The organism is Sphingobium tyrosinilyticum (assembly GCF_042654265.1).
Taxonomy (GTDB): domain Bacteria; phylum Pseudomonadota; class Alphaproteobacteria; order Sphingomonadales; family Sphingomonadaceae; genus Sphingobium; species Sphingobium tyrosinilyticum.
Genome location: NZ_JBHSFZ010000064.1, coordinates 666,012 through 679,142, shown reverse-complemented (window position 1 = coordinate 679,142; position 13,131 = coordinate 666,012). Strand labels below are relative to the sequence as shown.

The 13,131-nt window shown below is 62.5% G+C and carries 13 protein-coding genes; 6 read left to right on the top strand and 7 right to left on the bottom strand.

All coding sequences use genetic code 11. The features are described from left to right. Positions 1–410: 410 nt before the first annotated feature. From ahpF to ACFO3E_RS20855, 4 genes are all read right to left on the bottom strand, one after another. On the bottom strand, positions 411–1,994 hold the full coding sequence (gene ahpF, locus ACFO3E_RS20870) for an alkyl hydroperoxide reductase subunit F (protein WP_066527241.1): 1,584 nt from the start codon (positions 1,992–1,994) through the stop codon (positions 411–413). Between the two features lie 166 nt (positions 1,995–2,160). Beyond that, complete coding sequence (gene ahpC / locus ACFO3E_RS20865; RefSeq protein ID WP_066527243.1) at positions 2,161–2,724, bottom strand: alkyl hydroperoxide reductase subunit C; 564 nt, start codon at positions 2,722–2,724, stop codon at positions 2,161–2,163. 106 nt (positions 2,725–2,830) lie between these two features. Next, a complete protein-coding gene (gene betI / locus ACFO3E_RS20860; RefSeq protein ID WP_066527248.1) occupies positions 2,831–3,505 on the bottom strand; it encodes a transcriptional regulator BetI in 675 nt (224 codons plus the stop codon). A 136-nt stretch (positions 3,506–3,641) separates the two neighbouring features. After that, entirely contained in the window at positions 3,642–3,986 is a 345-nt protein-coding gene (locus ACFO3E_RS20855) for an ArsR/SmtB family transcription factor (protein WP_066527250.1), read from the bottom strand. A gap of 287 nt (positions 3,987–4,273) precedes the next feature. Between ACFO3E_RS20855 and ACFO3E_RS20850 the strand changes: the two genes are divergently transcribed. Both ACFO3E_RS20850 and folP read left to right on the top strand, forming a co-directional pair. Beyond that, entirely contained in the window at positions 4,274–5,398 is a 1,125-nt protein-coding gene (locus ACFO3E_RS20850) for a site-specific DNA-methyltransferase (RefSeq protein ID WP_066527253.1), read from the top strand. Positions 5,399–5,494: 96 nt separating this feature from the next. After that, complete coding sequence (folP, locus tag ACFO3E_RS20845) at positions 5,495–6,622, top strand: dihydropteroate synthase (protein ID WP_066527257.1); 1,128 nt, start codon at positions 5,495–5,497, stop codon at positions 6,620–6,622. Between the two features lie 19 nt (positions 6,623–6,641). On the opposite strand, the gene ACFO3E_RS20840 is transcribed toward folP, so the two are convergent. Continuing rightward, positions 6,642–7,271 carry a hypothetical protein gene (locus tag ACFO3E_RS20840; protein ID WP_380807179.1) on the bottom strand — a complete coding sequence of 210 codons (630 nt, stop codon included), beginning with the start codon at positions 7,269–7,271 and terminating at the stop codon, positions 6,642–6,644. An 88-nt stretch (positions 7,272–7,359) separates the two neighbouring features. Then, the gene (locus tag ACFO3E_RS20835) at positions 7,360–8,808 is read right to left on the bottom strand and encodes a sigma-54-dependent transcriptional regulator (protein WP_066527259.1); all 1,449 of its coding nucleotides are present in this window, start codon (positions 8,806–8,808) and stop codon (positions 7,360–7,362) included. 155 nt (positions 8,809–8,963) lie between these two features. On the opposite strand from ACFO3E_RS20835, the gene ACFO3E_RS20830 reads away from it, so the two are divergent. The 4 genes from ACFO3E_RS20830 to ACFO3E_RS20815 all read left to right on the top strand — a co-directional run bounded on the left by ACFO3E_RS20830 (position 8,964) and on the right by ACFO3E_RS20815 (position 12,052). Next, the gene (locus ACFO3E_RS20830; RefSeq protein WP_066527261.1) at positions 8,964–9,089 is read left to right on the top strand and encodes an aa3-type cytochrome c oxidase subunit IV; all 126 of its coding nucleotides are present in this window, start codon (positions 8,964–8,966) and stop codon (positions 9,087–9,089) included. A gap of 25 nt (positions 9,090–9,114) precedes the next feature. Further along, positions 9,115–10,233 (top strand): NAD(P) transhydrogenase subunit alpha, encoded by a 1,119-nt coding sequence (locus ACFO3E_RS20825; protein WP_066529209.1) that lies wholly within the window; start codon positions 9,115–9,117, stop codon positions 10,231–10,233. A 415-nt stretch (positions 10,234–10,648) separates the two neighbouring features. Then, positions 10,649–11,302: a hypothetical protein gene (locus ACFO3E_RS20820; protein WP_066527265.1), complete on the top strand. Its 654-nt coding sequence runs from the start codon at positions 10,649–10,651 to the stop codon at positions 11,300–11,302. Between the two features lie 57 nt (positions 11,303–11,359). Further along, entirely contained in the window at positions 11,360–12,052 is a 693-nt protein-coding gene (locus ACFO3E_RS20815) for an aspartate/glutamate racemase family protein (RefSeq protein WP_066527271.1), read from the top strand. 82 nt (positions 12,053–12,134) lie between these two features. Here the strand turns inward: ACFO3E_RS20815 and ACFO3E_RS20810 are convergent, their stop codons facing one another. Continuing rightward, on the bottom strand, positions 12,135–13,124 hold the full coding sequence (locus ACFO3E_RS20810) for a type II secretion system F family protein (RefSeq protein WP_066527273.1): 990 nt from the start codon (positions 13,122–13,124) through the stop codon (positions 12,135–12,137). Positions 13,125–13,131 lie beyond the last annotated feature (7 nt).

The following is a 13,131-nucleotide window of genomic DNA, read 5'->3' as shown; positions in this document are numbered from 1 at the left end:
AAGGCCACTCCGTCGCTTGAACCAGCAGGCAACGAACCATTATGAAAGGGGGCCAGTTTTAGGTGTCGCTAAGGGGACTCTTTCCGATGTCGCTTGAAAGCGTCCCGCAAATCGGCATTGGCGAGCAACCATGCGGGTGGTTTGCCGCCATTTCTCCTGGAACCGTTCGGTTCGAACAGGCTTCGAGCGTGTCGAGAAGCCGTTATCGAGAACCGGTTGCGCAGCGCCATGTTCTCGACAGGCTCAAACCCTTCACTCGAAACGAACGGAACTGATATGCCCGTTCATGGTCGCCAGGGAATATCTGAGGATGAGGGCCATCCCGCGCGTTCCGGCGCAAGACTTAAGAAGCGGCCGCCACCGGGCCTGGGGGCGACCGCTTCCCAACCCCCCGCTCGGGGGTTGTCTTGTTACGCAGCTTCTGCCGTTTCCGCCGAAGCAGGCAAGCGAATGAGATAGTCGAAGGCAGAAAGCGCCGCGGTCGAACCCGCACCCATGGCGATCACGATCTGCTTATAGGGCACGGTCGTGCAATCGCCGGCAGCGAATATCCCTGGCTGGCTCGTTTCGCCACGCGCGTCAATCTCGATCTCGCCATGCGGGGAAAGGGCAACCGCGTCCTTCAACCATTCGGTGTTGGGGACGAGACCGATCTGAACGAAAATGCCCTCCAGCTCGATGTCATGAGCGGTGCCGTGGTTGCGATCCTTGTACGACAGGCCAGTCACCCTCGCGCCGTCGCCCTCCACCTTGGTCGTCATGGCCGAGGTGATGATGCGCACATTGGGCAAGCTCGCGAGCTTCCGCTGCAGCACCGCGTCGGCGCGCAGCTGGCTGTCGAACTCGATCAGCGTCACGTGAGCAACGATGCCGGCAAGGTCGATTGCCGCTTCGACACCGCTATTGCCGCCGCCGATCACCGCCACTCGCTTGTCCTTGAACAAAGGTCCGTCGCAGTGCGGGCAATAGGCAACGCCCTTGTTGCGATATTCCTCTTCGCCGGGCACGCCCATCTGCCGCCAGCGCGCCCCGGTGGACAGGATGACGGTGCGGCCCTTCAGGCTCGCGCCATTTTCCAGCACGACCTCATGATAGCCGCCTTCGGTTTTGGCTGGGACCAGCTTTGCCGCCTTTTGCAGGTTCATGATCTCGACATCATAATCCTTCACATGCGCCTCCAATGCCGAGGCGAGCTTGGGACCCTCGGTGCGGCTGACCGAGATGAAATTCTCGATATCCATCGTGTCGAGCACCTGGCCGCCGAACCGCTCCGCTGCGATGCCGGTGCGGATGCCCTTGCGCGCAGCATATATGGCCGACGCAGCGCCCGCAGGACCGCCGCCGACGATGAGGACTTCGAAGGGGTTTTGCTTACGGATCTTCTCCGCTGCGCGGTCGGCCGCGTCGCTGTCGATCTTCGCGACGATCTGCTCCAGCTCCATGCGGCCGCTAGCGAACGGTTCGCCATTCAGGAAGACGGTCGGCACGGCCATGACCTGGCGTGCATCGACTTCCTCCTTGAACAGCGCGCCATCGATGGCGACGTGTCGGATGCGGGGGTTGAGAACGCTCATCAGGTTCAGCGCCTGCACCACATCGGGGCAGTTCTGGCATGAAAGCGAGAAATAGGTTTCGAAGGTGAAGTCGCCATCCAGATCCTTGATCTGATCGATGACATCCTGCGCCGCTTTGGACGGATGGCCACCGACCTGCAGCAGGGCCAGAACCAGCGAGGTGAACTCGTGGCCCATGGGAATGCCGGCGAATGTCACGGCAATGTCCGTGCCTGCGCGGCGGATCATGAAGCTGGGCTTGCGCTTGTCATGCCCTGCCAGCACCAGCGACACCTTGTCCGACAGCTCGGCGATCTCGTTCAGCAGTCCTTCCAGTTCGCGCGACTTCGCGCCCTCGTCCAGCGATGCCACCAGCTCGATGGGCTGCGTGATGTTCGCCATATAGGCCTTGAGCTGGCCTTTGAGATTTGCGTCCAACATCTTCTCATAGCTCCATTGAATTGACGCACCGGTCCGGGGCGCGCAGGTCCGCTTGCCGGTGCGGTACGACCCCAACGCCCGGCATGACAGCGGTTAAAATGTCAGAGGGAAACCCCCGCCGGGCCGGGGAGTTGCTCGACCCGGCCCGGCGAAAGGTCAGGTAGAGTTAGATCTTGCCGACGAGGTCGAGCGAAGGAGCCAGGGTTTCTTCACCTTCCTCCCACTTGGCCGGGCACACTTCGCCGGGGTGAGCGGCGACATATTGTGCAGCCTTGACCTTGCGCAGCAGTTCGGTCGCGTTGCGGCCGACGCCTTCGGACGTGATTTCCATGAACTGGATCACGCCTTCCGGATCGACCAGGAAGGTGGCGCGGTCGGCCAGGCCTACGCCCGGGCGCATCACGTCGAAATTGTTGGTGATCTGGCCCGACTGGTCGCCCAGCATATAGTAGCTGATCTTGCCGATTGCCGGCGAGGTGTCATGCCATGCCTTGTGGCTGAAATGCGTGTCGGTCGAAACCGAATAGACTTCGACGTTCAGCGACTGCAGCGTCGGGTAGATGCCGGCCAGGTCTTCCAGTTCGGTCGGACAGACGAAGGTGAAGTCGGCGGGGTAGAAGAAGAAGATCGCCCACTTGCCCTTCACGTCGGCGTCGGTGACATCGACAAACTTGCCTTCCTTGAAAGCGGTGGCTTTGAACGGCTTGATAGGGGTGTTGATAAGCGCCATGGGCTTTCCAGTTCCTTCTGAGGGGTTGCTGTTGCCCGGCCTATGTAGGGGCGTGGAGGGGAAGGGGGAAATTGCTTTTCTTCACTCCGCTGATTGAGAAAAGCGATCAACGGCCCAGGTATTGATCGACTGACCCGTCCCTCGGCTTTTGGATGACATAGGTCATAGCTTCCTTCACCATTGCGAGCGCCTCCTCGATCGTGAAGGTCGAGGAATCCAGGCAGAGTTCCAGCCATAGCCCATCGACCATCGCCGTTAGCCCGATCGCGGCGATGCGCGCGTCCGGGCGAGGAATTTGCGGCGCCGCCTCTCGCAGCAGCACCTCCAGACGCTCGCGCGACCCCCCATAGGTCTCGGCATGGGTCGCCGCGATTTTCGGACTGGTCTTCACCAGACTCCAGAAGGAAATCCAGGTCGCGAGCAGATTGGGATCGAGCACTGGCGGCTGAAAATTGGCGCGCAAATAGGCCCATAGCCGGTCCATGGGGTCCGGCCCCGCCGCGGCGACGGCCTGCTCCATGGCAGCCGCGACCTTTTCCCCCACGTCGCGATAGGTCGCGAGGATGAGAGCATCGACACCATCGAAATAATGGGTGAGCAGACCCGCCGAAACTCCGGCGCGCGAGCATATCGCCCGTACGGACGTCGCGCCCACCCCCTTTTCAGCAAGACAGCGCGCCGTTGCTTCTATCAGCGCCTGCCGTCTTACATCGGGCGATTCCCTGACAAAGCGCGCCCGTCCCTGTATCCTGCCCAATCGGCCTGCAGTCTTGTGCTCCACGTCTCTTTTCCCGTCACCATGCCGCGCCCCCTTAGAACAGCCCTCACTGTTCCCTTCCCGCAGCATGGATCACGCAAATGCGATCACCATTTCAGGTCGGCAATGCAAGCGGAAAGATATGGGTAGAAGCAGGTGGTCAGGCTGGCTCGCCCAATTCTTCGAGCGCTGTGAAACGCTGCGACCAGAGCGCGCCGTAGATCGCCATCCACTGAACCACGGGTGCAAGCCCCTTCACTCGCGCGGCATAGAAGGTTTCACGCCCGGCGCGGCGCGCCGTGACGAGCCGCGCGCGCTTTAGCTTCCCCAGGTGACGCGACACCATGGGCTGGGATACGTCGGAGACCGCAGTCAGCGCGTGAACGCTCTGCTCTCCTTCACGCACGAGATGTTCGAGCAGGGCGCGGCGCGTGCCATCGGACAGCGCTTTGAAAAGTTCATCGCAGGCGGCCGATCGGTCGCCACTGGAAAGGGGGTCGCTCATTGCGAACCCATAACCAAATGATCATGAGATGATCAAGAGGCGACCCCTTTGGAAGCCATCTGTCGCCGTTAACCAAAAAAAGTTGGCCGGGTCCAGCGGCTGAGTCTTTTGAGACACACCACCTGATATTGAGTCTATGATGCCGGACGGGACCCAACATGTCGTGTCTACCGCTTTCGTTCTCCGGCTGTTAACCTTTTTGTCAGGCTCGACTCCTAAGCTGTTGATCTTGACGGCGGACTCCCGAGGACTCAACGCTGGGCCTCGAAATGAATGGGGGTCATTATATGGGTGTCATGGAACGCGTCGCGCCGCGGCGAAAAAAGGCGGTTGCGCCGGTCGAGATTGAGGCCGACCGCCTGCTGCGCGGCGACTGCATCGCGGAAATGGCGAAGCTCCCCGACGCCTGCATCGACATGATTTTCGCCGACCCGCCCTATAATCTGCAATTGGGCGGGGACCTCTTCCGTCCGGAAGGCGGGCGCGTCGATGCGGTCGATAATGATTGGGACAAGTTCGACACGCTGGGAAGCTATGACCGCTTCACCAAGGCATGGCTGGCGCAGGCCCGCCGCATTCTTAAGCCCAATGGCTCGATCTGGGTGATCGGCAGCTATCACAATATCTTCCGCGTAGGCACGGCCTTGCAGGATGAGGGTTTTTGGATCCTCAACGACATCATCTGGCGCAAGTCCAACCCGATGCCCAATTTCAAGGGCACCCGTTTCACCAACGCGCATGAGACGCTGATTTGGGCCAGCCAGGGCGAGGACGCGAAATATACGTTCAACTACAAGGCGATGAAGACGCTCAACGATGAGTTGCAGATGCGCTCGGACTGGGTGCTGCCGATCTGCGGCGGGCAGGAGCGTCTGAAGCGCAATGGCACCAAGGCACACCCGACGCAGAAGCCCGAGGCGCTTCTCTATCGCGTCCTCCTCGCCTGCACCAAGCCGGGGGACATAGTGCTGGATCCCTTTTTCGGAACCGGCACGACCGGCGCAGTGGCCAAGCGCCTGGGCCGCAAATGGATCGGCATCGAACGCGAGGACAGCTATATCGAGGTCGCGATGGAGCGTATCGAGGCTGCGCTGCCGCTCGACGAATCCGCGCTCACCATCATGCAGAGCGCCAAGGCCCAGCCCAAGGTGGCCTTCGGCACGCTGGTAGAGACCGGCTATCTGCAACCGGGCACGGTGCTGATGGATACACGGCGGCGTTGGCAGGCGGTGGTGCGCGCCGATGGCTCCTTGAGCGTCGGGGCTGACAGTGGTTCGATTCACAAGATGGGCGCGACGTTGCAGAATGCGCCGAGTTGCAACGGCTGGACCTTCTGGCATTATGAGGCCGAGGGCGGATTGAAGCCGATCGATGCGCTGCGGCAGACCTATTTGCTGGCGAACGAGCCTTGAAGCAGCCCCCCTGACGCGATTGGGGTAAGGCGAAGTCGGGACATGGCGGGCGTGCGGCGTCTCGACTTCGCGCGGAGTGAACGACTAGGGTAATTTATGGCCAGTCTTTCCCAACTCCCCGTCGATGCCAGGCTCTATCTAAAGCCTACATGGTTCGTGCCGTCGCCCATAGGTTTGGCCGACGGATCGGCCGCGCGGATGGGCAATGGCCTGATCTGGTTCCAGGGCTATGAGCTGACGGCGCTGAAGGGGCGAGAGCGGCTTGCGCGGACCATTCTGCCCGTCGCCGGATTTGCCCAGGCGCTCGCAGATCTACCTGACGCGCTTGCCGAGCGCGCGCAACTGCTTGCCGCCAACATCTCCAAGACGCGCCCTCCACTGGCTTTGGGTGACCGTACCATCCGCTTTGATGCGCCGCAGGTGATGGCGATCCTTAACGTCACGCCCGACAGCTTTTCCGATGGCGGCAAGCATATGGACGATCCAGATGCGGCGGCGGACGCGGGCTTTGCCATGGCGGCGGCGGGCGCTGCGCTGATTGATGTGGGCGGCGAATCGACCCGGCCCAAGGCGCCGAAATTATGGGAAGGTGATGAGATCGCCCGTGTCGTCCCGGTGATCGAACGGCTTGCGGCGGCTGGCGTCCCGATATCGATCGACACGCGCAAGGCCGCCGTCATGGAATCCGCTCTGGCCGCCGGAGCGAGGGTCATCAATGATGTGAGCGCGCTTGCCCACGATCCTCGCGCAATGGAGGTGGCCGCTTCGTCGGGACGCCCCGTAATCCTGATGCATGCCCCGTCTGCCGGTGACGATCCGCACGACAATCCCAACGGATATGGCGACGTGGTGGCGGATGTCTTCGACATGCTTGAAGCGCGGATCGACGCCTGTGTCGCGGCCGGTATCGCGCGTGACCGGATCATGATCGATCCGGGCTTGGGCTTCGGCAAGTCGCTCGCTGACAATCTGGCGCTGATCAACGGCTTGGCGGCCTTCCAGGGGCTCGGCGTTCCACTGCTCTTTGCAGGAAGCCGCAAGCGGCTGATCGGGGCGCTGTCCAATGAAGCGCCTGCAGCCGATCGGCTGGGCGGCTCGGTCGCGCTCACCTTCCGCGCTGCGGAATTGGGTGCGCAGATGGTGCGCGTGCATGATGTGAAGGAGAGCGTCCAGGCGCTTCACCTCTGGCGCGGGTTAACGGATGCGGGCCTGAGCGCGGTCTAGCTGGATTGCGCCGGATGCTCTATTCCGCGCCGCTCGCCGCGTTGCCTGCCTCAGGCTGAGCGCCTCCCTCGGCGGTTTCCGACTTCCGCGCGAAGATACGCAGGCTGTCGAGCACCTTTTCGGCGATTGCTTGATATTGCTCGCTTAGCATTTCCGGATAGACGAAGGTCGCCGTGACGATCCCGCCGTCAGGCTGGCGCAGCAGGCGGACGGCCACATTATTACCCTCGCCATCATTCGCCGTGCCACGATATTCATTGTCCACGACGAAGTCGCCATCGACGCCCTCGGAACCGCTGCTCATGGCTGCTACGACCTGTTGAAGCGTCTGCTTTTCCTGGTTGCGCTGCCAGAAGATGCGCACGTCAGCACCCGCGCCCGGATCCTGATAGACAACGCCATTCATATTGCTGGCGGCCGTGTCCTTTTCCCAGCCTTCGGGGAAAGTGATCGAAAAGCCGCGCTCGACATTGACATAGTTTCGGCTTTCGTTGCTCTCCGCCTTGTCGGCGGCAACGGCCTTGGCCGCAGCGGCATTTGCGGCGGCAGCCAATTCCTCCTGACTGGGCAGGTCCTCGACCGGTTCGGCACGCCCGCAGGCGACCAGAAGAAGGATGGGAAGGCAGGCTGCGAGGCTTGAGCTTTTCATGCCCTTTCCAAAGCATAGGCCAGCCGACATTTCAACGTCGCAACGATAGGCTCGCGACAGGATGAGTGGGGAGCGGCCTGGCCACGGGTCAAGCGGCGCTGTCGATACCCAGTTCGGCAAGCTTGCGATAGAGCGTCGAACGCCCGATGCCGAGCCTGCGCGCTACCTCTGTCATGCGGCCGCGATAATGCCCGATGGCTAGGCGAATGACGTCCGCCTCGATCTCCGCCAGCTGCCGGACATGGCCGTCGCCTTCGAACAGGGTAATCCCCGCCGCTTCCCTATGCGTCTGCGGCACGGCGCGCAGCCGGGGGTGAAGCGGCTCGCCCTCTGCGCGCGAACGGATATGCGCGGCGATCTGCGGGAAATCCTGCGGCGTCAGTGCATCGCCCTCGCACAGCACAGCCGCGCGGAAGAGGGCGTTTTGCAGCTGGCGCACATTCCCCGGCCAGTCATGCTGCATTAGCAGCGCGAGCGCATCATCGGTAAGGCCAAGGCTCCGCAGGCCCGGTTGTATCGCGATTCGCGCCAGCAGATGACGGCAAAGCGCAGGCACGTCGCCGATCCGTTCGCGCAGCGGCGGCACGGTCAATTGGACGACGTTGAGGCGATAATATAGGTCTTCGCGAAACCGCCCCGCCTCGATCTCATCGACCAGGCGCTTATTGGTAGCGGCGATGACCCGAACATCGACATGGATCGGCCGCCGGGCGCCGATCGGTTGCACCTCGCCATCCTGCAAGACACGCAGGAGCTTGACCTGCGCGTCTAGCGGCATTTCGCTGACTTCATCCAGGAAGATGGTGCCCATGTCGGCGGATATGAATTTGCCGACCTGCCGCTCGAACGCGCCGGTAAAAGCGCCTCGCTCATGGCCGAACAGGTCCGATTCGACGAGATTTGCGGGTATCGCGCCGCAATTCACCGTCACCATTGCTTGTTTATGACGGGGCGAGGCGGCGTGGATGGCTTGGGCGATCACGTCCTTGCCAACGCCGCTTTCCCCTTCGATCAGCACGGGAACGCGGGCGCGCGCCGCCTTGGCCGCAATGGCGAGCGCCGCGCGGAACTGAGGTGCTGCGCCGACGACGTCTTCAAAGGAAAGGGCGGCTGAGATCTTTTCCGTCAGCGGGCGCAACTCACCCTTGCCATGGTCTTGGGAGACGGTGGCGTTGAGCGCCGCCAGCAGCCTTTCGGGCGCGACCGGTTTTGCCAGATAATCCGTGGCGCCTGCCCGCATCGCTTCGACAGCGACTGCAACGCTGTTATGAGCTGTCAGGATCATGATAGGCAAGGCGGGGCGGCGGCTGCGCAATTCGCGGATCAGTCCAGCGGCATCATAGCCGGGACTCCATTGATCGAGCAGCACCGCGTCGAGCCGCATGCCGTCCTGCGTGCCGAGCGTTGCGATTGCCATATCGCCGTCATTGGCGAAGATCGTACGCCACCCGGCGCGGGCTGCAAGCGCGGATACGAGCCTACGCTGGGCGGGCTCCTCATCGATCAGCATCAGCATGGGAACGCCGTCGCGCGCCATCTTATCCCTCTTCTTGAACTATGGCGGCAGCCTAGCCCATGGGGGTAAAGGCGCCCTTAACCGGAAAGTTTTTCTTCCTCTGTTTCGAGGTTGAGGGGGGAGGGGCTTGTCGATAAGAGGGGCCCGCTCAAACACAGGCTGACAAGGGAATGGACATGGCGTCAGAAGGAAATATGGAGAGCGCGACCCAGACCTATTCAGGGTTCGTGTCCCTCGTGAAGTGGGGCACCATCGCTAGCGCGCTGCTGGCGGCGGTCGTCGTTGTCCTGATCTCGAGCTAAGATCAGCGCCGCGAGGGGGATGTCGATGAAGATTGCAATCATCAAGGAGCTTGCCGAGGGCGAGCGCCGCGTTGCCGGTACGCCGGAAACGGTCAAGAAGTTCAAGGCGCTGGGCGCCGATGTCGCTGTGGAAGCTGGCGCAGGCCTTTCTGCCGCCATCGCCGACGCCGACTATGCCGCGATGGGCGCGACGATCGCCGATCGTTCGGCCACGGTCGCGGGGGCGGACATCATATTGGGTGTGCAGGGTCCTGACGTGGCCAGCATCAGCGGCGCAAAGCCCGGTGCATGGGTCGTCGCGGGCCTCAACCCCTTTGTCGAGCGCGCGCGCGTCGATGCCTATGCAGCTGCGGGCTACGAAGCGTTGGCGATGGAGTTCATGCCGCGCATCACGCGTGCGCAGTCGATGGACATTCTTTCCTCGCAATCGAACCTCGCCGGTTACAAGGCGGTGCTGGACGCCGCCTATGAATATGGCCGGGCCTTCCCGATGATGATGACGGCTGCGGGGACTGTTTCGCCAGCCAAGGCATTCATCATGGGCGTCGGCGTAGCGGGGCTTCAGGCAATCGCGACGGCCAAGCGACTGGGTGCGCAGGTCTCGGCAACCGACGTGCGTTCCGCGACCAAGGAGCAGATCGAGAGTCTGGGCGCGAAGGCGGTGTTCGTCGAAAATGTCGCGGGTATCGAAGGCGAAGGCACCGGCGGCTACGCCACCGAAATGTCGGCAGAATATCAGAAGGCGCAGGCCGATCTAGTGTCCAGCCACATCGCCAAGCAGGATATCGTCATCACCACGGCGCTGATCCCCGGCAAGCCCGCGCCCCGCCTCATCACCGACACGCAGATCGCGTCGATGAAGCCGGGTAGCGTGATCGTCGATCTGGCGGTCGAGCAGGGCGGCAATGTCGAAGGTGCGGTGCTGGGCCAAGTGGTCGAGCGCCATGGGGTGAAGATCGTGGGTCACAAGAATGTGCCCTCGCGTCTCGCCGCGGACGCATCGGCCCTGTTCGCGCGCAACCTCTATAATTTCCTCTCGGCCTTCTGGAACAAGGAACAGAATGCGCCGGTGCTGGATGAGGAAATCGGCAACGCCATCCGCGTGACGCAGGGCGGCAAGGTCGTCAGCGAACGACTGCAATAATGTGCTTGATCCTCCCTATCGCGAAGCGATGGGGAGGGGCGAGACTAAGGGCGATGGGGGTCGGGGGCGGCAACTGCCTCCTTCCCATCCGCCTGATCCAACTCCTGCGATGCGGAGAAGGACCTCAAGGGGCCGGAATGAACGCGCTTCTCCTCTTCTCCTTTCTCTCTGCCTGCTGCGTGGGCGCCATCGCTGCCTGGCGCGCGTCGTGCGATCGCGTGCAAAGTCTATTAGGCCCGCTTCTCTTACTCTCTTCCGCCGGTATCGCCGGCGCTCTGCTTGTAGCGGCTGAAACAGGGAGCGCCGCTGCGCGCTATTTTGGCCTTGTCGCAGTCCTTCTGGCGAGCGCCGGATTTTGTGGAAGCCTGATCGCCACGCGCCGCCTGGAAAAGGCATCCCGCAACACGCCTCGCCCGTGAGCAACGGTATCGACGCAATCACGTTGGCTTGGGCGATTGCAGTGTTGCTGCTCGTTCTGTCGCTATGGCCGCCCGGCGGCGCATCTGAACGGCTGAGCCGTCATGCGGCAACAGCAGCGATCCTGCTGCTGATGGCCGCCGCATTTGGCGCGATGGACGTCATCAACATGCCTGAGATCATGGGCGCGCTGATCATTGGAGCGGCGGTGGGACTGCTGCTGGCGCGGAAATGGCCGGGCACCCATATGATCATGCTAATGGCCGCTCTTGCCGGGCTGTCCGGCACCGCGGCGATTTGCGCGGCCGCCGCTGCCTGGATCAACCCTTATGCTTTCGGGCTGATCGATGAGGGCGCTAACCGCATTTCGAGCCGCGACATGCTGACGCTGGGCCTGACTTTGTTGACGGGTGGCAGCGCCTGCGCCCTGGCCAGCACCGTGGCGATCAGGCGCAGCATGGCCGGTGCGGCTTCGCTCGCGCTGACGATCGCCATGGCGGGCTGGTCGGCCGCAGCCCTGGCTTTCCTGCTGCAGAATGTCGCCATGATTGTCGCGGGTGGGCTCGCTGGGGCGGCGGGTACAGGGGTCGCGCTGCGCATATGCGGTGGAGCGCGCGGGAAGGGGCTTGCCGATGGGGAGCGCCGTCCGTAACGCTTGCGCGGAAGTTGCAGGGGGATTCCTGCCGGAGCAATTGGGGTAAGGCGCTACATGCAAAAGCTCGGTCTGATCGGCGGTCTCAGCTGGACATCGACGGCGCGTTACTATCAGATCATCAATCAGGCGGTTTACCGCGCCAAGGGCGGTCAGCATAGCGCGCCGCTGCTGATCGAGAGTCTGGACTTCGCCGATATCGGCCGATCCACCACGGATGAGGAGTGGGCCCATGCGGCGCAGGTGCTGACCGCGTCAGCCCGGCGGCTCGAACAGGCCGGGGCCCAGGCGCTGCTGATCTGCGCCAACAGCATGCACCGCGTCTATGATGAGGTTCAGTCAGGCGTGGACACGCCGATCATCAACATCGCCGATGCAGTCGGCCGCAAGATGAAGGCGGACGGCGTACACAAGGCGGCGCTGATTGGCACCCGCAATGTCATGACGGAGAAATTCTATCGCCAGCGGCTGGTCGGTCATGGCATTTCGCTGCTGCCCCCCGACCTGGAACTGGCCGAGCGGATTGACCGGATCGTCTATGAGGAACTGACGATCGGCAAGGTCAGCCGCGATTCCGAACGCTATATGCGCTCGGAACTGACCGACATCGCCAAGGAAAATGTTCAGGCCGCGATCCTCGCCTGCACGGAGCTTGAGATGATCGTCGATGTGAAGGCCAATGTGCTGCCGATCTACGACGGTACGGCGATCCATGCGCGCGCAGGTGTGGATGTGATCCTCGGGGACTAGTAGTCCGGCAGCCACGTTCCCGGCACGAATGGGAATAAAAGAAAGGGCGCCTTTCAGCGCCCCTTCTCCCCCTCTAAATTCGTTAGAACGCCGTGCTTATCGAGCAGGCCGCGGGACCCAGGATCACGACGAACAGCGTCGGCAAGATGAACAGGATCAGCGGCACCGTCATGATCGCGGGCAGGCGCGCGGCCTTTTCTTCGGCGCGCATCATGCGCTCGTGGCGGAATTCCGCCGACAGCACGCGCAGCGCCGAAGCGAGTGGCGTGCCATATTTCTCCGTCTGGATCATGGTCGTGACCACGCCCTTGATCGCGTCCAGCTTCACGCGGCTCGCAAGATTCTCGAAGGCCATGCGCCGTTCGGTCAGGAAGCTGAGTTCGATCGCGGTTAGCTGAAACTCGTCGCCCAGTTCGGGATAAGCCTTGCCCAATTCCTTGGCGACACGAGCGAAGGCGGCATCGACCGTCAACCCGGCCTCTGCGCAGATCACCAGCAGGTCGAGCGCGTCAGGCAAGCCTTTGCGGATCGCGGCGGAACGCTTCTGGACCTTATTGTCGATGAAGATGTCCGGTGCCTTGTAGGATAGCAGCAGCGCGCCCGCGAACGCCATGAAACGTTTGGCGCCGCCCCATTCCGGGAACATGCCGACGCCATAGAGCAGCAAGGCCGCCAGGCCGCCAATCACGATCGGCAGCACCATGCGGCCGAAAATCACGGCGACCGCCCAATCCTTCGACCGGATACCGGCTTGCGCCAGCTTGATCTGCGCCTCTTTAAGCTGATCGTCCTGCAGTACCTTGAAGCTCGTCAGGAACGACCGCATCCGGTCCGTCGCCTGATTCTTCTGGACCAGCTTCGCGCGGCGGCGGCCCGTCGAAGCGGTAATACCGGCCTTCAACTGCTCGCGGCGCTCGTTCAGGGCCTTGACGCGCTTGGTCATCGGATCGCGCACGGTCATGACCGAATAGAGGATGAAGAGCATCGCCAGGGTCGCGACGGCGGCCAGCAATGTGCCGAAGTCGGTGGCGGAAAGGCCGAAGAGCGTGCCGGCGACGGGAGCGGTTTCCATGTCTGTC

Coding starts and splice junctions, on each gene's coding strand:
- ahpF (WP_066527241.1), bottom strand. CDS start 1,994: ATGTTGGACGCAAATCTCAAAGGCCAGCTCAAGGCCTATATGGCGAAC.
- ahpC (WP_066527243.1), bottom strand. CDS start 2,724: ATGGCGCTTATCAACACCCCTATCAAGCCGTTCAAAGCCACCGCTTTC.
- ACFO3E_RS20855 (WP_066527250.1), bottom strand. CDS start 3,986: ATGAGCGACCCCCTTTCCAGTGGCGACCGATCGGCCGCCTGCGATGAA.
- ACFO3E_RS20850 (WP_066527253.1), top strand. CDS start 4,274: ATGGGTGTCATGGAACGCGTCGCGCCGCGGCGAAAAAAGGCGGTTGCG.
- folP (WP_066527257.1), top strand. CDS start 5,495: ATGGCCAGTCTTTCCCAACTCCCCGTCGATGCCAGGCTCTATCTAAAG.
- ACFO3E_RS20840 (WP_380807179.1), bottom strand. CDS start 7,271: ATGAAAAGCTCAAGCCTCGCAGCCTGCCTTCCCATCCTTCTTCTGGTC.
- ACFO3E_RS20835 (WP_066527259.1), bottom strand. CDS start 8,808: ATGGCGCGCGACGGCGTTCCCATGCTGATGCTGATCGATGAGGAGCCC.
- ACFO3E_RS20830 (WP_066527261.1), top strand. CDS start 8,964: ATGGCGTCAGAAGGAAATATGGAGAGCGCGACCCAGACCTATTCAGGG.
- ACFO3E_RS20825 (WP_066529209.1), top strand. CDS start 9,115: ATGAAGATTGCAATCATCAAGGAGCTTGCCGAGGGCGAGCGCCGCGTT.
- ACFO3E_RS20815 (WP_066527271.1), top strand. CDS start 11,360: ATGCAAAAGCTCGGTCTGATCGGCGGTCTCAGCTGGACATCGACGGCG.
- ACFO3E_RS20810 (WP_066527273.1), bottom strand. CDS start 13,124: ATGGAAACCGCTCCCGTCGCCGGCACGCTCTTCGGCCTTTCCGCCACC.